The organism is Tabrizicola sp. M-4 (assembly GCF_051132405.1).
In the GTDB taxonomy this organism is placed as follows: Bacteria; Pseudomonadota; Alphaproteobacteria; order Rhodobacterales; family Rhodobacteraceae; genus Paragemmobacter.
In genome coordinates this window covers 2,506,527-2,522,993 of record NZ_CP128606.1, presented here as the reverse complement: position 1 = coordinate 2,522,993, position 16,467 = coordinate 2,506,527, and the positions used below count along the sequence as shown (strand labels likewise).

Sequence of the window (16,467 nt, the reverse complement as noted above, 5' to 3'; positions counted from 1 at the left end):
TAGTATGTTCCCCCTTCCGGTCCAATCCCTTTCCGTCTAGCCTTCCCCCATCTCGGGAGGATGAGAATGTCACGGTTCGAAAAGGTCTTCGGTGCGGGTAGGAAGCCCGTCATCGCCATGGTGCATCTCGGCGCGCTGCCCGGAACGCCCCTCCATGACGCGGCGGGCGGGGTGGAGGCGATCATCGCCGGTGCCGCCGCCGACCTCGCCGCGCTGCAGGCGGCGGGGGTGGATGCGGTCATGTTCGGGAACGAGAATGACCGCCCCTACGAGCTGAAGGTCGACACCGCCTCGACCGCGACCATGGCCTATGTCATCGGGCGCCTGCGCGACCGCATCGCCGTGCCCTTCGGCGTCAACGTGCTCTGGGACCCCATGGCCTCCGTCGCGCTGGCCGCCGCCACGGGCGCGGCCTTCCTGCGCGAGATCTTCACCGGCACCTATGCCTCCGACATGGGCATCTGGGCGCCCGATGCAGGCGCCGCGCAGCGCTACCAGCACCGCCTTGGCAACACCGATTGCGCGCTGCTCTACAACGTTTCGGCGGAATTCGCAGGCAGTCTCGACCCCCGGTCCCTGCCGGATCGGGCACGGTCGGCGGTCTTCTCCTCCATCCCCGACGCTGTCCTCGTCTCGGGCGCGATCACGGGCGAGGCGGCCGAGATGCGAGATCTGGAATCGGTCAAACGCGTCCTGCCCAAGACGCCCGTTCTGGCCAATACCGGCGTGAAACACGCCACCATCGCCGATGTGCTGCGGGTGGCGGATGGCTGCATCGTGGGCTCGGCCCTGAAGCAGGGCGGCGACACATGGGCCGCCGTGGATGCCGAGCGCGCGAAGGATTTCATGGACAAGGCCCGCGCGGCGAGGGGGTATTGATGCCTGCCAAGCGGAGCGCTGACGCGCAAGCCTTTCCTGTCGCCTCCCGCGCGTGCCGCGCGTCCGGCTCCGCGTTCAGGGGGCGCACGCGCCCCCTCTTGGCCGTGCCGGCCAATTCACCCCCTGTGGGTATTTCTGCCAAGACGAAGGGGCAGGAGAAGCATGATGCTGCGTGACCTGATCCGCGATTACATGCTGATCCCCGGTCTGGCCGGGCATGAGGAGCGCATCCGGGCCCGCATCGCCGCGGATCTGGACAGGCTTGAGATCGCGCACCGGACGGACCGGCTGGGGAACCTGTCGGCCACGCTGGAGGGGGATCCCGCCGCGCCTTCGGTGCTGGTCTTCACCCATATGGACCAGCTTGGCTTCATCGTGCGGAAGGTGGAGGCGTCGGGTTTGATCCGGCTGGAGCGCCTTGGTGGCGTGCCGGAGCGGGCGCTGGCGGCGCAGGCGGTGGTGATCTGTGCGCGCAAGGGCGACATTCCCGCGCTGATCGCCAACAAGAGCCATCACGCGACGACGCCGGAGGAGAAGTACCGCGTCGTTCCCTATGCGGAACTCTATGTGGATGCCGGTTTCGCCTCGAAGGCCGAGGCGGAGGCAGCGGGGGTGCGGATCGGCGATCCGGTCGTCTATCGCCCGCATGTGATGGAGCTGGCGAACGGGCGTTTGGCGGGGACGAGTGCCGATGACCGCGCGGGCTGTGCCGCGCTGGTCGATCTTGCCGCGCGGCTGCGCGACCGCAAGGCGGGGCCGACGGTGCATCTCGTCTGGTCGGTGCAGGAGGAATACAACCTGCGCGGCGTGCTGCCTGCGGCGGCGGCGGCAAAGCCCGACATCGCCTTCCAGATCGATCTGCTGCTGGCCTGCGACACGCCGGACATGACCGCGCGTGGCGAGGTGACGCTGGGAGGCGGCCCCGGCATCAGCCTCTATTCCTTCCACGGGCGCGGCACGCTGAACGGGGTGATCCCGCATCCCGCGCTGGTCGCGCTGATGGAGGAGGTGGCGGAGGCGGAAGCTCTGCCCCTGCAACGCTCCGCCCATACCGGCGCGCTGACGGACCTCTCCTACATCCAGTTCATGGGCGAGGAGGGGGTCGCCTGCCTCGATGTCGGTTTCCCCATGCGCTACACCCATTCCGCGCTGGAGGTGGTGGACCCTTCGGACGTTGCGCAGATGGTGCATCTGTTAGACGCGGCCCTTGCCCGCATCACCCCCGGTTTCAACCTGATCCGCTGACCCGCCATGACCTATACGCTCGGCATCGACATCGGCACTTTCGAATCCAAGGGCGTCCTCGTGGACGGATCGGGGCGCATCGTCGCCACCGCCACGCGGCCCCACAGGATGCTCGTCCCGCGCCCCGGCTGGGCCGAGCATCGGGCGGAGGAGGATTGGTGGGGCGACTTCGTCCACATCACCCGCGCGCTGCTGGCGGAGTCCAAGGTGGACCCGAAGGACATCGCCTGCGTCGCGGCCTCGGCCATCGGGCCCTGCATGCTGCCCGTGGATGCGGCGGGTGCGCCGCTGATGAACGGGGTGCTTTATGGCGTCGACACGCGGGCAGCGGCGGAGATCGACAGCCTTACCGCCACCATCGGTGCCGACCGCATCATGGCCGCCTGCGGCAATGCGCTGACCTCGCAATCGGTGGGGCCGAAGATCCTCTGGCTGAAGAACAACCACCCGGACCTTTACGCAAGGACGGCGAAGGTCCTCACCTCGACCAGCTTCATCACATGGAAGCTGACGGGCGAATACGTCATCGACCATTACACGGCGGCCAATTTCTCGCCCCTCTACGACGTGAACGCGCTGGCATGGACCGATGCGCTGGCCCCCGACATCCTGCCCATGGAGAAACTTCCGCGCCTGATGTGGTCCACCGATATCGCGGGCCATGTGACGGCGGCGGCGGCGGCGGAGACGGGGCTTGCCGAGGGCACGCCCGTGACCTGCGGCACCATCGACGCGGCGGCGGAGGCCGTCAGCGTCGGTGTCCAGCGGCCGGGCGAAATGATGATGATGTATGGCTCCACCATCTTCATCATCCAGGTCACCTCCGACCCCGTGCGCGATCCGCGCCTGTGGTATGCGCCCTGGCTCTGGCCGGGGATGCATGCCTCGATGGCGGGGCTCGCGACCTCCGGCACCCTGACGCATTGGTTCCGTGACCAGTTCGCGCGGGATACGTCCTTCGGCGATCTTGCAGCCGAGGCAGAGGCCAGCCCCAAGGGCGCCAAGGGACTGATCTGCCTGCCCTATTTCAGCGGCGAGAGGACACCGATCCACGACCCGCAGGCGAAAGGCGCCTTCTTCGGCCTCGACCTGACCCATACGCGCGGTGACATGTTCCGCGCCGTGCTGGAGGGCATCGCCAGCGGTACGGCCCATGTGCTGGACACCTATCGCGAGCTTGGCGCCTTTCCCGACCGCATCCTCGCCGTGGGCGGCGGGACGAAGAACGCGGTCTGGATGCAGGCCACGTCGGATATCGGCGGGGCAGGGCAGATCGTCTGCGAAAAGACGGTGGGGGCGAGCTACGGGAACGCCTTCCTCGCCGCGACCGCCGTGGGCAAGGCGCTGCCGGACCAGATCGTGGAATGGAACCCCGTCGCGCGCACCGTGCGGCCCGAGGCCGTGGCGGCCTATGCGCGGCAGTATCCGCTGTTCAAGCGGCTCTATGCCCAGACGCGCGACATCGCCCATGAACTGGGCGGTGCGTGATGCGCTATGAGCGCATGCGCCCGCATCAGGTTCAGGCGGCGATTGCCGCAGGCACGCCCGTCGTCCTGCCGCTGGGGGTGATGGAGCATCACGGCGGCCATCTGCCCGCCGGGGTGGATTTGCTGGCCGTGACCGAAATCCTCGGGCGGCTGGGGGATGAGATCGTTACGCTGCCGCCCTTCGCCTATGGCGCGGCCTCCCACGCCGTCGCGGGGCCGGAACATGGCACGACGCTGCATGTGGATGCCGGTGCCCTTGTGCCCTTCTTCGAGGCGCTCTGCACCTCGCTCCTCCGCGCAGGCTTCCGCAATGTCCATGCGGTGATCCACCACCAGTCGGAGAATATCGCGCAAGGCATGCCTACCGACCTCGCCTTCCGCCTTGCCGCGCGCAATGCGATCTTCCGCTTTCTGGAGGCGGAGCGGGGCGCGGGCTGGTGGGGCAGGCGGGACATGGCCGATTACTATGCCCAACACGGGCAGGGGACGGACCCGTTCAACTGGATCAGGCTGCACGCGCTCTTTCCGAAGAACGACGTCTTCCCCTTCGTCCATGCGGGCGAGGGCGAGACGGCGCTGATGCTGGCCCTCGCCCCCGAAACGGTGGCGATGGAGCGGGCAGGGGAGGGCGATCCGTGGTGGACGGAGACGGCACCGCGCGCTACGGCGGCGAAGGGGGAGGAGGGGGTGCAACTCGCCCTGTCCCATCTGCGCCGCGTGCTTGGCCTGACCTGACGAATTTTCTACGAAAAATCGGGCGCACGATCCTTCTGTGAAGGATCACGCCCAAGAATGTTCGCAGGAAAATTCTTGCCCCCGCCGCGTCAAAGCTCGGCCAAGTCCACCACGCCCTTCTTCAGGATGAAGCACCCATAGGGCCCGCTGTCGCTGGTGCGGATGATCGCGAAGGACCGCTTCGCCGCCTCGTAGAAAGCGAAGCGCTCCAGCGCCTGCACCTGCACCGCACGCCCCTCGGCGGCATCCACCACCGCCTGCATCCGCGCGAAGATCGGCACGACGCCGTCGGGGTTGCCCACAACCTGCATCCGGCTCACCGGCGCCGGGACGAAGGTATCCAGCGGCATCAGCGACAGGATCGCCCGCGCCGCCGTGGGGATGTCGCAGCCCGCCATGTCCACCAGCCGCCCATAGGTCGTCTCGGCGGCAATCGTCGCCGCCGGATGGTTCACGTCGCAGATCACCAGATCGTCGCCATGCCCCATCAGCATCAGCACATGCACCACCTCGGCCGACAGGCGCTGGTCGATGCCTTTCAGCATTACTTCACCGCCCCCGCCGCCATGCCCTTGATGATGTATTTCTCCAGCACCACCCCGATCACGATCAGCGGCAGGATCGCCGCGAAGGACAGCGCCGCCATCGACCACCACGAAATCCCCTGTGATCCCGTCTGGCTCGCCACCATAACGGGCAATGTGTTGGCATAGGTCGAGGTCAGCAGCGCAGCAAAGAAATACTCGTTCCACGTCAGCACCAGCGACAGGATGAACGCCGCCACCATCCCCGGCAGGGCGATCGGCAGGATGATCGTCGCGAAGGCCCCCCAGATCGACAGCCCGTCCACCAGCGCCGCCTCCTCCAACTCCGTCGGAATGCTCCCGAACTGGTCGCGCATGATCCAGATGACGATGGGCAGGACCGAGAGCGTGTAAAGCAGGATCAGCCCCACCCGCGTGTCCAGAAGCGCAAGCTCCTTGTAAAGCACGAGGAAGGGCAGGGCCAAGACCACCGGCGGCAGGATCAGCTGGCTCAGGAAGAAGAAGCTGATGTCGGAATTCTTCATCCAGCCGAAGCGATAGCTGAACCGCGACAGCCCATAGGCTGCAAGGCTGCCCAGCGCCACGGCCAGCGCAGATGAACTTACCGAAATCACCGCCGAATTCATGAACCGCTTCATGAACTCCGCCCGCACCGTGCTCTCGTTCCAGATCGTGTCGGGCGACAGGCCCAGCGAACGCCAGCCAAGCCAGGCCGGCGTGTAATCCACGAAGGGCACCATGTTCCCCTTCATCACGTTGGGCGCCATCTTGAAGCTTGTCGTGATGGTCCAATAGATCGGGAACAGGCAGATGATCGTCCACAGGATCAGCACGCCATAGATCGCGATCCGGCTGGTCCACCATTTCGCGCGATGGCGGCGGTCGGCCTCCGAGTCACGGAAGATCTGCGTCGAAGCGGTCATGTCCGGGGCCTCATCCAGCGGTCGGCGAGTTTCATCAGGAAGGTCATGGCGATCACGATGATCACCAGATAAACGAAGGCCAGAAGCGTGCCGTAACCCACATTCGACCGTTCACGATATTCCCGGAAGATGAAGCTGGTCACGGTATCCGTCGCCCCGCCGGGGCCGCCCGCCGTCACGTTGATCACCACATCGGCGAGCTTCAGCTTGAAGATGATGCGGATCAGGATCGCCGTGATCGACACGGGCAGCATCAGGGGGAAGGTCACCTCCCAGAAATTGCGCCAGCCATTCGCGCCGTCGACCTTCGCCGCCTCGTTCAACTCCTTCGGGATCGCCTGCAGACCCGCCAAAATCATGATCATCATGAAGGGGATATAGGTCCAGGCATCCATCACCATGATCGTCGCCCGCGCGATCTCGGGACTGCCGAAGAAGGACGGGTTCTCCACCCCGAAGAACCGCGCCAGCCGCGCCAGCGGGCCATAGCGCGCCTCCAGCATCGACTTGCCGATCATCCATGACACGGCGACGGGCGAGAGCATCAAGGGCAGCAGGAACGCCACCCGAAAGAACTTCCGCGCCCGGATCTGCGCGTTCAGAAGCAGCGCGAGGCCAAAGGCGATGGCATATTCCACGATGATCACGGCGCTATACAGCACCATGTTCCACAGCGCGTTCCAATAGAACGGGTCGCCCCACATCTGCCGGATGTTGTCCAACCCGTTGAACTGCCGCCCCGTGGGCGAGGACAGGTTCCAGTCCGAAAAGGCGATCAACAGGCCGAAGAGCAGCGGAAAGATCGTCAACGCCGCCACGAAGATCGCCGCAGGCAGCACGAAGAGCGTACGCTTCCCATGCTCCCCCCGGATCAACACCTGCCCCCAGCAGAGCGCGACCGCCCATGTGCAAAAGGCATAGAGCGTGGGCCGCCAATTCTCGAACCCGAAATCGGCCTGTCCGGTGGCCTGCAAGGTCTGCAACCCGCCCACGACCACCGTCAGCGCGGCGGTCCCCCAGATGATCGCCTGCCCGAACCGCTTGCGCCCCTCGGAGATGTTGTCGTTCGTCACGACATGAAGAAGATCGCCTTCGCTGCTCACCTCGTCCCCCCGGCAAGGATGCGCACCTCGCGGCGCACGGCTCATGCTAGCATGTTAGTCTGGGGGCGGGGCGGGTGGCAAGCGGGAAGGGTGAGAGTTTACTCGATAGGCGTCAAACTTTCAGGCTCCTGCAATTCTGCAAGACGATCGTTCTCGTCATTAGGGATGTCTTCAGGTTCACCATCCGTGTATTCGCGATCCCGTTCTTTCCCAAGGTGCTCCTGTAGTTGCTCACGGTGTTTAAGGTAACTTTCGGGAGGGGAAGGTGATTTCGCTTCGGCGTCAATCGGTAGACAAATCTGATCAGTGCCGACCATTTGACAATATGACCGTAGGTAATCGGAAAGCTGCTCTCTATCGGGTGCTTTTTGCCCGAGCAAAGTGCGTTCCTTGCTTCTAACCCCTTCCAGAGGCATATGCTTGAGCGTATCAAGGTATAGGACTGGATAAGCGTTTCCTTGATTTACTCCCTTGAGCATTATTGGCGGATCAAAATAGATTGTGTAATTAAGGCCGGTGCCTTCCGGAACAGAAGACAGAAGAGTGCCCAACTGCACGCATATCGAGAACTTTTCAGGCGTTGCGGTGCTGCCAACACGGAAACCAGTGTCTATTGCTTTTCCTAAAAAGTCGAAGTCGCTAGGTGTATTATCGGCTGCTCTCTCAAGTTGTTCGGTAGACAAAAGGAAATCCTTTGCCTTACGCGTGCGGAGGTTCACGGCCCGGTTTGGTTCAGGGAATGCCGCAAGCCAAGCCGCACCCTTTACATTCAGGGGCAACGCCTTCTCAAACAATATCTTGCGAAACTTGTGAATAGTCTCAATAAATGAGTGCAAGATTGTTGCAACTGATCGGCGTTGTTGCAGAACTCTGACCGTCGAGGATTCACATCGCGAATCCATGCGGTTAGACGGGTTGCATGAGCAAGCCATCACCCGCCCGCTATCGCACGACGAACTGGTCCAGCTACACGGCTTCTCTGCGCAAGCGCGGATCGCTGCTGATCTGGCTGGACAAGGAGATGGCCTGGCTCGCGCCGCATGATGGCAGCCCCGGTCGCCCTGCGGTCTTCTCGGATGCAGCGATCCAGTTCTGTCTGACCATCAAGGTCCTGTTCAAGTTGCCGCTTCGGCAAGCGACCGGGATGGTGGCCAGCCTGCTCAAGATGGCGGACCTGGATTGGGCGGTGCCCGACTACACCACGCTGTGCCGACGGCAGAAAACGCTAGCTGTCCAGATCCCGTATCGGCGCGCCAATGGCCCCTTGAACCTGCTGGTGGACAGCACCGGGATCAAGTTCCTCGGTGATGGCGAATGGCAGGCCCGCAAGCACGGCGTTCAGGGGCGGCGTCAATGGCGCAAGGTACATCTGGCTATGGATACCGCCACGTCTGACATTCGGGCGGTGGAGTTTACCTCCAGCAGCGACGGCGACAGTCCGGTCTTGCCGGACCTGCTGGACCAGATCCCCGAGGGCGAAGACATCGGCACGGTGACCGCCGATGGGGCCTATGACACCCGCCGCTGCCACACCGCAATCATCAACCGCGAGGCCACGGCGATCATTCCGATCCGCAAGAACGGCCGGCCCTGGAAAGAGAACTGCCCGGCCGCGATCGCCAGAAACGAAACCCTGCGCGCCACTCGCTACTACGGCCGGGCGTTCTGGAAACGCTGGACCGGATACCATGTCAGAAGCAGGATCGAGGCAAAGATGCGCTGCCTGAAGGCCTTCGGCGAACGCATCGCCGCAAGAGACCCGGACCGCCAGACCGCAGAAATCCAGATCCGCATCGCACTCATGAACCGCTTCTCGGCCCTCGGAACGGCCAACATCGTTCGCGTCGGCTGATGCCGTGGGGGAAAGGCGCTATCATGCCTCAGGCGGGCGTTACGCAACAACGCCCAACTGATCTCGCGTTGCTAACTCTGCCGCAGAAAACAAGCTCGTCGCCAAGGGCCTTCCATACATCTGGACAGGGATCGCTCCCAGAAGCGACGGTTCGTTGCTTTTGATACTCTGCCTTGAATGCTGACGGGAAATGCGAATAGAAATTCTGAAATTCGAGAACCCATCGAGGCGTTTCCCCCTCGACCCGTTCTTCGCCGTATCCAGAGTTTTTGAATGCAGTCGACCCGCTTAGATCAACGGACAAAAATATACGTACGCGATAATCGGCTACTGTGTAGCGACCTTCAGCATCATTCGGCGATACCAAGCGTCTTGGCCCTTATGTTTACTGCGGCTTCTGTAACGCCAAACGTTTCACTAGCCACGCCATTTCTATACGCTTCTTTGAATTCGGCCACGGGCATTAAGAAAGCTGATGCAAACCAGTTAGCCTCCCACTCACATCTGACAAGGTCCTTGTTGGATGCGTCTACGCTCCTAGTAGCCTTCATGCCCACGCCGGGATTGCTTCTCTTCACAAGTGGCCAGTGCATAAGTTTGTGGCCGAGTTCATGCGCAATTGTAAAATTATCGCGAAGAACACCGGTTTGCGAAGATAGGCGTATCACAAACGACCCATCAGGCTTCACAATTATGGCGTCGGTTTGGTCAGGATCGACAAAACTGATGTACTCAATCTGTCCGCCGTTCCGAGCTACAAGTTCTTTGAGGTCAAATCCAGATGTAAGCTTAACATTCTGGCGCTGCTTCTCGGCGAAGTTCCAAATGAGTTGCTTCGTCGCACGCGTAGGCACCGGCGGCAGATATGTCACAACTGCTTCTTTCGCGTTGCTGTGACCTGATTGTACGCCGTCATCGGACACTAAATCCATCCTCATGTATGGGAAACGGATATGCTCAAGTTCCGGAATCGTTCCGCTAGTTACTACTTTAGCCTCCGGTGCTATACAAGGTGTTTTTCATTAGAATTGGCCTGAAAACGGCGCCCGCGATCCAATCGGGGCGCCGTCATTGTCAAGGACAGATCACATCCCCAACGACGCCTTGTACAGCGCGATCTGGCTGTCCCGCCCGATCTGGTCCGTGATCTTCTCCCACGCAGCAGCGATGGCATCCGCCGTCTCCTGCGCGCTGGCATATTGCCCGGCGAAGCCCTTGGACAGCTCGTCCTCGGCCACCGAGTAATACTGGAAGATCCCCGGGATCCGCGGCTCGATGGCGGCGTTCGGGTGGTTGTAGCTGTCCGCGTTGGACCCGAGGTAATCCTCGATGAAGGCGCGGTCGTAGCCTGCCGCTTCCCATTCCGCATAGTCGAAATGCGAGTTGCGGTAGGGCTGGAAGCCCGACGGATAGGCCGCCGTCCACAGCGACAGGTCCTTGCCGCCCAGATGGGCCGCCGCCGACCATGCCGCCTTGCGCTTCTTCTCGTCGCCCGAGACGCGCGAGGTGACGTAGACGCCCCAGCCGATATAGGCCATCAGCGGCGCCTCGTTCATCGTGTCTTCCCACGCGCCCGCCTTGGAGTTGTAGCGGCGCTCCGACGCGGGGTTGATCCCGAAGCCCACCACGTCGCCCACGACCGAGGTGTCGGAAGTGCGCGCCGAAGACCCGACGTCGCCCCACCACATCAGCATGGACCCCGTCCCCGCAAGGAACTGCGAGAAGGCCGTGGTGCCGGGGTCGGCGTTGATCTGGTCGGCCGGATAGGCGCCCTCCGTCGCGATCAGGTCCATCACGTCCTGAATCGCCTGCACCCAGCCCGGATTGTTGACGCGCGGCTTCATCGTGTCGGGGTCGAACAGCCATGCCGGATCGTCCGGGTGCTTCACATAGGCCGCCGCGCGGTTGGCGATGAAGTACATCCCGAACCCGCCCCAGCCCTTTAGCGGATCAAGGTAGCCATGCGCGGGCTGCCCGGTCAGCGGGTCGGTCTGACCGACCAGCGCCTTCGTCACCGCATTCACCTGCTGCCAGGTCTTCGGCACTTCGGCCCCGCCGATGGCGCCCTCGCCGAAATAGTCGGTCCGGTAGGCGAAGGTGTGGCAGTCGCCGTCGATGGTCACGCGGTACTGCTTGCCGTCCCAAGTCCCGACCGGGGGCTTCAGATAGCCCACAAGGTCATCCGCCTCGATCTGCGTCGCCACCCAGTCGGGCATCGGGTCCAGCAGGCCCTTGCCCGCCGTATCCCCCTCGAAGGGCGCGCCCATCTCGAGGATGTCGAAGTCCACGGTCCCCGTGGCGATCGACTGCTGCAGGCGCGCGTTGTAATCGGCCTGCGCAAGGTCGATCCAGTTGATCTTGGCGCCCGTGTAGGCCTCCCACGGCTTCAGGAAGCCGCGGAACAGGAAGTTGTGCAGGTTCTGGTTGTTCAGACCCATGAAGGTCAGTTCCACGCCCGCGAATTCACCCTCCGCCACATTGGCCTTGGTCGCGCCAAGGCACAGTTCCCCAACCTTCTGCCAATCGGCATCGGTCGGGCTGCCCATGCCCACGCCGGGTATCTTCAGGATCTCGGCCCGCAGATTCTCCTGCGCCGAGGCCGCGCGGATGCCGCCCAGCGGCCCCATCGCCGCCATCGCGCCAAGGGCCGTCGCCCCCTGCAGCAGGCGGCGGCGGCTCATCCGCGCCTTGATGACTTCATAAGCTCCAACCTTCACGTCGATATCCTCCCTAGGATGCGGCCTCTGGCCCTTGCGGCTCTGGCCTTCTGATTGTCGTGATGTGCCCCTCCGGACAGCCGCCGCAGGCCATGCGCAACGCATCGGCCAGTTCCGCAGCAGGGCCTCCCAACCCCCTTCGGCAGCCTTCCTTGGGGTCAAGCTTGGCGCGCGCCAAGCCCCCTGTCAAGCTTCTAACATGTTAGTATGATTAGTCTGTGGACAGGCCCCACGCCACCCGTTACCTATCGTCCAGAACCTTGGGAGGGGTGGCATGGCCGAAGTCACGATCCGCGCGTTGAAGAAGTCCTATGGCGGGCTTCAGGTCGTCCATGGTCTCGATCTCGACATCAATGATGGCGAATTCGTCGTCCTCGTCGGCCCCTCCGGCTGCGGCAAGTCCACCCTCCTGCGCATGATCGCGGGGCTGGAGGAAGTCACCTCTGGCGACATCCGCATCGGCGAGCGTCGGGTGAACAACCTGCCGCCCTCCGAACGCGACATCGCGATGGTGTTCCAGAACTACGCGCTCTACCCGCACAAGACGGTGGCCGCGAACATGGGCTTCGCGCTCAAGATGCGCGGCATGGACAAGGCCGAGATCGACACCCGCGTCAAACGCGCCGCCGAAGTCCTCGGCCTCACCCCCTATCTCGACCGCTACCCCCGCGCGCTTTCCGGCGGGCAGCGCCAGCGCGTCGCCATGGGCCGCGCCATCGTGCGCGACCCGCAGGTGTTCCTCTTTGACGAACCGCTCTCCAACCTCGACGCGAAACTCCGCGTCCAGATGCGGACCGAGATCCGCGAACTCCACCAGCGGCTCAAGACCACCACCGTCTACGTCACCCATGACCAGATCGAAGCCATGACCATGGCCGACAAGATCGTCGTCATGCAGGGCGGTCGCATCGAACAGGTGGGCGCGCCCTTGGAACTCTACGACCGCCCCGCCAATACCTTCGTGGCCTCCTTCATCGGCTCGCCCTCCATGAACATGATCGAAGGCACCGTCCAGAACGGCGCCGTCAGGGCAGGGGGCGCGACCCTGCCGCTGCCGCCCGGCATGAAGGTCGCCGAAGGGCGCGAGGTGATCTACGGCATCCGACCCGAAAACCTCGGGGAATCCCCCGACGGGATCAAGGGAACCATCGCCGTGGTGGAACCCACGGGCTCCGAGACCCATGTCGTCGTCCGGATCGAAGGCCGCGAACTCGTCGCCGTCTTCCGCGACCGCATCACCCACCGCCCCGGCGACAGCATCTCGCTTGCCCCCACCGATCCCGCAGGCGTCCACCTCTTCGACAAATCCAGCGGCGCGCGCTTCTGATCGCCCGATATTGACCCTGCCGCCCTCGCGCGGCAGGCTCCGGCAAAACAGGGGCGGGCGCACCGCCCAAAGGGAGGAACCATGCTCAAGGGTATAGACAACCGCCTCAACGCCGATGTGCTGCGCGTCCTGCGCGCGATGGGGCATGGCGATGTGCTGATCGTGGCGGATACCAACTTCCCCTCGGATTCCGTCGCCCGCGCCACGGTGACGGGCGAACTCCTCCGCATGGAAAACCTCACCTCCGCGCAGGCAGTGAACGCCATCCTCTCCGTCCTGCCGCTCGACACCTTCGTCGATGATTTCGCGGGCCGGATGGAGGTCGTGGGCAACCCGACCGAACTCCCCCCCGTCCAGCAGGAGGTGCAGGCCGAGATCGACCGCGCCGAAGGCCGCCCGCGCCCGATGATCGGCATCGAACGCTTCGCCTTCTACGACATGGCCCGCAACGCCTATGCCGTCATCCAGACGGGCGAGCGCCGCTTCTACGGCTGCTTCATGTTCCGCAAGGGCGTGATCCCGCCCGAAGCCTGAAGGAGTGGCTTGACCCATGTCTGACATCGTCATCCTCGGCATCTTCGTCGCCGACACCGCCTATCGCGCCGACCGCCAGCCCAAGATGGGCGAAACCATCCTCGGCACCTCTTTCGCGCTCGGGCCGGGGGGCAAGGGGTCGAACCAGTCCGTCGCCGCCGCCATGGCGGGGGGCGACGTCACTTTCATCAGCCGGCTGGGCAAGGACGCCTTCGCCGATATCGCACGGGCGACATGGGCCAAGGCGGGGGTGAAATCGTCCATCACCGAAGACGCCGAAAGCTATACGGGCGCGGCCTATATCTTCCTCGAGAATGCCACCGGCAACAACGCCATCATCGTCGCTGCCGGGGCCGCGGGCCGCATCGACGAAAGCGATGTCGAGGCCAACCGCGCCCTGATCGAAGGCGCCAAGGTCTTCATCACCCAGCTTGAACAGCCCATTCCGGCGGCGAAGCGCGCGCTGGAAATCGCCCGCGCCGCGGGCGTCAGGACGATCCTCAACCCCGCCCCCGCCGCGCCGCTGGACGACTCCATCCTCGCGCTCTGCGATTTCATCACGCCCAACGAATCCGAAACCGAAAGCCTGACGGGCCTGCCCGTCACGACGATCGCAGAGGCCGAGGTCGCCGCCGACGCGCTTCTGGCGCGCGGAGTGGGGGCCTGCCTCATCACCTTGGGCGAGCGCGGCGCGCTCTACCGCGACCGCGAACGCTCGGTCCATGTGCCGGTGATCAGCGCCGGCAAGGTGCTGGACACGACCGGGGCAGGGGATGCCTTCAACGGCGGCTTCGCGGTGGCACTCACCGAGGGGCGCGACGTGGTCGACGCCATCCGCTTCGGCTGCGCCACGGCAGGGATCTCGGTGACGCGGGCCGGAACCGCCCCCGCCATGCCATCGCGGGCCGAGATCGACGCGCTTCTGGACGCGCAGGGATAGCGATTTCTGACGCAGAAATCGCAACGGAATTTGACACAAATTCCGGGGTCGCGCCACGCGTCCCAACCGGTTTCTGCGTCAGAAACCGACGCGGAATTTGCGTCAAATTCCGCCTCCCCGTAGATGCGTCCGGCCCTGAATTCCCGACAGAATCATGCGGCAATCAGATAGTTAACGCGCCCTTTCCACCCCGTACGGGTGTACAGTTTGCGGTACAATTTCCGGCACGGAACCCGCACAGCCCAAAACCCACCCCGCCCCTCAATTAATCCCGCGTCCACAAGCACTTGACCCCGCCCCGTTGACAGCCCCTCCAATCCCGCCCCACTCTCCCCCCACCATGACCGCATCCCTCTTCATCTTCGACTGCGACGGCGTCCTGATCGACAGCGAGGTCATCTCTGCCCGACAGTTGATCGAGGAACTCAAGGGCTACGGCGTCGACATGGACATGGCCTTCGTCAGTCGCCATTTCCTCGGCCGCTCCTACCCCGTCGTGCTGAAGGAAGTGCGCGAACGCTGGGGCGTGCAACTCCCCGACAGGTTCGAGGCCGATTACCGCGCCCGCCTCCTCGCCGCCTTCGAACGCGACCTGAAAGTGATGCCCGGTGTGGTGGAAACCATCCGCGCGCTCTCCATCCCTTATTGCCTCGCCACCTCCTCCAGCCCCGAACGCATGCGCAAAAGCCTTGAAATCACGGGCCTTTCCGCGCTGTTCCAAGGCCGCGCCTTCACCGCCTCCGAAGTCGCGCGCGGCAAGCCCGCCCCCGACCTCTTCCTTCACGCCGCCCACCGCATGGGGGCCGACCCGGCGACCTGCATCGTTCTGGAAGACAGCCTGAACGGCATCCGCGCGGGCCTCGCCGCTGGCATGCGTGTCTGGCGCTTCACCGGGGGCAGCCATCTGAAAGGGCTTGACCTCACCCCGCCCGAGGATGCCATTCCTGAGGCCAGCCACGACAGTTTCGCCGCGATGCGCGCCACGCATCCGGACCTGTTCGCAGAGCGAGTGACACCATGAACCTGCACGATACTGAGCCCAGTCAATCCGACGATGCCGCCCGCGCAGGCTGGCTCTACTACGTCGCGGGCATGACGCAGGACCAGATCGCCCGCGAACTCGGCGTCAGCCGCCAGCGCGCCCAACGCCTCGTCAGCCGCGCCATGGCCGAAGGGCTGATCCATGTCCGCATCGAACACCCGATTGCGGCATGTCTTGAACTGGAACAAGCACTTAGCGACCGTTTCGGCCTGATCCGCGCCCGCGTCGCCCCCGGCCTCGGCCCCGGCGCGGATGCCGTCCGTGCCATCGCCCCCGCCGCCGCGACGGAACTGGAACGTTTCCTTGCCATGCCCGAACCGCTGGTCATCGCCCTTGGCACGGGCCGTGCACTCCGCGGCATGGTCGATGCCATGACCACGATGGACGCCCCCCAGCACCGCCTCGTCTCCATGATCGGGAACATCGCCCCCGACGGCTCCGCCTCCTTCTTCGACGTGATCATGCGCATCGCCGACAAGGTCCGCGCGCCGCATTATCCCATGGCCATGCCGGTGATTTCCTCGACGGTGGAAGAGTTTGCCGCCTTCACCGCGCTTGCCCCCATCGCCCGCGTCCGCGAACTGGCCCAGCGAGCCGATGTTATATTCGTGGGCGTGGGCCAGATGGGCGACGATGCGCCGCTGCTTGCCGACGGCTTCATAACCCGCGCCGAACTTGCCGCCCTGCAAAAGCGCGGCGCGGTAGGCGAGGTGGCGGGCTGGGTCTTCGACGCCGAGGGCAACTATCTGGAAAAACCCGAAACCACCCGTCACGGAGGGGTGCGGATCGTGCCGCGCCTTGCCCGTCCCGCCATTGGCGTTGCGGCGGGCGCGTCCAAGGTTCCGGCCATCCGCGCGGCGCTTCAGGCCGGCATCCTGAACGGGATCGTCACCGACGAGGCCTCCGCCCGGGCGATTCTGCTGCACCGCTGATACCGCGGCGCAGCACGGGCCAGACGCCGCGTTAACCCGACCTTCATCCCCCTCTGTCACCCTTCGTTTTCTGCGTGGGCTGGTTTTTCGTGCGGGATTTCTGCCCGCAAGATGCATTTTTGCTCAAGTTCAGGCTTGACGCAGGGGCGCAGAATATGGGTATTTGCTCATTAAGCGATTAAATGCTCAGTCGCTTCAATGGGAGG

General features: G+C 64.0%; 16 protein-coding genes. 10 read left to right on the top strand and 6 right to left on the bottom strand.

Annotated elements, in window-relative coordinates:
• The first annotated feature begins 66 nt into the window (after nucleotides 1-66).
• The 4 genes from TabM4_RS12375 to TabM4_RS12360 all read left to right on the top strand — a co-directional run bounded on the left by TabM4_RS12375 (nucleotide 67) and on the right by TabM4_RS12360 (nucleotide 4,346).
• Nucleotides 67-879 carry a BtpA/SgcQ family protein gene (locus TabM4_RS12375; protein WP_434612726.1) on the top strand — a complete coding sequence of 271 codons (813 nt, stop codon included), beginning with the start codon at nucleotides 67-69 and terminating at the stop codon, nucleotides 877-879.
• Between the two features lie 162 nt (nucleotides 880-1,041).
• Nucleotides 1,042-2,124, top strand: coding sequence for a M42 family metallopeptidase (locus tag TabM4_RS12370; RefSeq protein WP_434612724.1), 1,083 nt, complete (start codon nucleotides 1,042-1,044; stop codon nucleotides 2,122-2,124).
• Between the two features lie 6 nt (nucleotides 2,125-2,130).
• Complete coding sequence (locus tag TabM4_RS12365) at nucleotides 2,131-3,612, top strand: FGGY-family carbohydrate kinase (protein WP_434612722.1); 1,482 nt, start codon at nucleotides 2,131-2,133, stop codon at nucleotides 3,610-3,612.
• Entirely contained in the window at nucleotides 3,612-4,346 is a 735-nt protein-coding gene (locus TabM4_RS12360) for a creatininase family protein (protein ID WP_434612720.1), read from the top strand. The genes TabM4_RS12365 and TabM4_RS12360 overlap by 1 nt, the downstream gene beginning before the upstream one ends.
• Before the next feature lie 89 nt (nucleotides 4,347-4,435).
• Here TabM4_RS12360 and TabM4_RS12355 read toward each other — a convergent pair whose 3' ends face one another.
• The 4 genes from TabM4_RS12355 to TabM4_RS12340 form a co-directional block, all read right to left on the bottom strand.
• Nucleotides 4,436-4,891: an RbsD/FucU family protein gene (locus TabM4_RS12355; protein ID WP_434612718.1), complete on the bottom strand. Its 456-nt coding sequence runs from the start codon at nucleotides 4,889-4,891 to the stop codon at nucleotides 4,436-4,438.
• Nucleotides 4,891-5,814, bottom strand: coding sequence for a carbohydrate ABC transporter permease (locus tag TabM4_RS12350; RefSeq protein ID WP_434612716.1), 924 nt, complete (start codon nucleotides 5,812-5,814; stop codon nucleotides 4,891-4,893). Before TabM4_RS12350 ends, TabM4_RS12355 begins: the two co-directional genes overlap by 1 nt.
• Nucleotides 5,811-6,917, bottom strand: a complete 1,107-nt coding sequence (locus TabM4_RS12345; protein WP_434612714.1) for a carbohydrate ABC transporter permease — start codon at nucleotides 6,915-6,917, stop codon at nucleotides 5,811-5,813. Before TabM4_RS12345 ends, TabM4_RS12350 begins: the two co-directional genes overlap by 4 nt.
• 98 nt (nucleotides 6,918-7,015) lie before the next feature.
• Complete coding sequence (locus TabM4_RS12340) at nucleotides 7,016-7,636, bottom strand: hypothetical protein (RefSeq protein WP_434612712.1); 621 nt, start codon at nucleotides 7,634-7,636, stop codon at nucleotides 7,016-7,018.
• A gap of 200 nt (nucleotides 7,637-7,836) precedes the next feature.
• Between TabM4_RS12340 and TabM4_RS12335 the strand changes: the two genes are divergently transcribed.
• Nucleotides 7,837-8,769 carry an IS5 family transposase gene (locus TabM4_RS12335; RefSeq protein WP_434612711.1) on the top strand — a complete coding sequence of 311 codons (933 nt, stop codon included), beginning with the start codon at nucleotides 7,837-7,839 and terminating at the stop codon, nucleotides 8,767-8,769.
• A 350-nt stretch (nucleotides 8,770-9,119) separates the two neighbouring features.
• Here TabM4_RS12335 and TabM4_RS12330 read toward each other — a convergent pair whose 3' ends face one another.
• Together TabM4_RS12330 and TabM4_RS12325 are read right to left on the bottom strand one after the other, a co-directional pair.
• Complete coding sequence (locus tag TabM4_RS12330; RefSeq protein ID WP_434612709.1) at nucleotides 9,120-9,692, bottom strand: ImmA/IrrE family metallo-endopeptidase; 573 nt, start codon at nucleotides 9,690-9,692, stop codon at nucleotides 9,120-9,122.
• 162 nt (nucleotides 9,693-9,854) lie between these two features.
• The gene (locus TabM4_RS12325) at nucleotides 9,855-11,486 is read right to left on the bottom strand and encodes an extracellular solute-binding protein (RefSeq protein ID WP_434612707.1); all 1,632 of its coding nucleotides are present in this window, start codon (nucleotides 11,484-11,486) and stop codon (nucleotides 9,855-9,857) included.
• 274 nt (nucleotides 11,487-11,760) lie between these two features.
• Here TabM4_RS12325 and TabM4_RS12320 point away from each other — a divergent pair, with 274 nt between their 5' ends.
• The 5 genes from TabM4_RS12320 to TabM4_RS12300 all read left to right on the top strand — a co-directional run bounded on the left by TabM4_RS12320 (nucleotide 11,761) and on the right by TabM4_RS12300 (nucleotide 16,261).
• A complete protein-coding gene (locus TabM4_RS12320) occupies nucleotides 11,761-12,813 on the top strand; it encodes an ABC transporter ATP-binding protein (RefSeq protein ID WP_434612705.1) in 1,053 nt (350 codons plus the stop codon).
• An 81-nt stretch (nucleotides 12,814-12,894) separates the two neighbouring features.
• Nucleotides 12,895-13,347: an RbsD/FucU family protein gene (locus tag TabM4_RS12315; protein WP_434612703.1), complete on the top strand. Its 453-nt coding sequence runs from the start codon at nucleotides 12,895-12,897 to the stop codon at nucleotides 13,345-13,347.
• 16 nt (nucleotides 13,348-13,363) lie between these two features.
• The gene (gene rbsK, locus TabM4_RS12310) at nucleotides 13,364-14,287 is read left to right on the top strand and encodes a ribokinase (RefSeq protein ID WP_434612701.1); all 924 of its coding nucleotides are present in this window, start codon (nucleotides 13,364-13,366) and stop codon (nucleotides 14,285-14,287) included.
• 340 nt (nucleotides 14,288-14,627) lie between these two features.
• Complete coding sequence (locus TabM4_RS12305; RefSeq protein WP_434612699.1) at nucleotides 14,628-15,308, top strand: HAD family hydrolase; 681 nt, start codon at nucleotides 14,628-14,630, stop codon at nucleotides 15,306-15,308.
• Entirely contained in the window at nucleotides 15,305-16,261 is a 957-nt protein-coding gene (locus TabM4_RS12300) for a sugar-binding transcriptional regulator (protein ID WP_434612697.1), read from the top strand. The genes TabM4_RS12305 and TabM4_RS12300 overlap by 4 nt, the downstream gene beginning before the upstream one ends.
• Nucleotides 16,262-16,467 lie beyond the last annotated feature (206 nt).

Bases quoted from the DNA above. Each gene is read 5' to 3' on its own strand.
- TabM4_RS12300 (WP_434612697.1), top strand. From the start codon at position 15,305: ATGAACCTGCACGATACTGAGCCCAGTCAATCCGACGATGCCGCCCGC.
- rbsK (WP_434612701.1), top strand. From the start codon at position 13,364: ATGTCTGACATCGTCATCCTCGGCATCTTCGTCGCCGACACCGCCTAT.
- TabM4_RS12375 (WP_434612726.1), top strand. From the start codon at position 67: ATGTCACGGTTCGAAAAGGTCTTCGGTGCGGGTAGGAAGCCCGTCATC.
- TabM4_RS12370 (WP_434612724.1), top strand. From the start codon at position 1,042: ATGATGCTGCGTGACCTGATCCGCGATTACATGCTGATCCCCGGTCTG.
- TabM4_RS12315 (WP_434612703.1), top strand. From the start codon at position 12,895: ATGCTCAAGGGTATAGACAACCGCCTCAACGCCGATGTGCTGCGCGTC.
- TabM4_RS12360 (WP_434612720.1), top strand. From the start codon at position 3,612: ATGCGCTATGAGCGCATGCGCCCGCATCAGGTTCAGGCGGCGATTGCC.
- TabM4_RS12305 (WP_434612699.1), top strand. From the start codon at position 14,628: ATGACCGCATCCCTCTTCATCTTCGACTGCGACGGCGTCCTGATCGAC.
- TabM4_RS12320 (WP_434612705.1), top strand. From the start codon at position 11,761: ATGGCCGAAGTCACGATCCGCGCGTTGAAGAAGTCCTATGGCGGGCTT.
- TabM4_RS12355 (WP_434612718.1), bottom strand. From the start codon at position 4,891: ATGCTGAAAGGCATCGACCAGCGCCTGTCGGCCGAGGTGGTGCATGTG.
- TabM4_RS12350 (WP_434612716.1), bottom strand. From the start codon at position 5,814: ATGACCGCTTCGACGCAGATCTTCCGTGACTCGGAGGCCGACCGCCGC.
- TabM4_RS12335 (WP_434612711.1), top strand. From the start codon at position 7,837: ATGAGCAAGCCATCACCCGCCCGCTATCGCACGACGAACTGGTCCAGC.
- TabM4_RS12365 (WP_434612722.1), top strand. From the start codon at position 2,131: ATGACCTATACGCTCGGCATCGACATCGGCACTTTCGAATCCAAGGGC.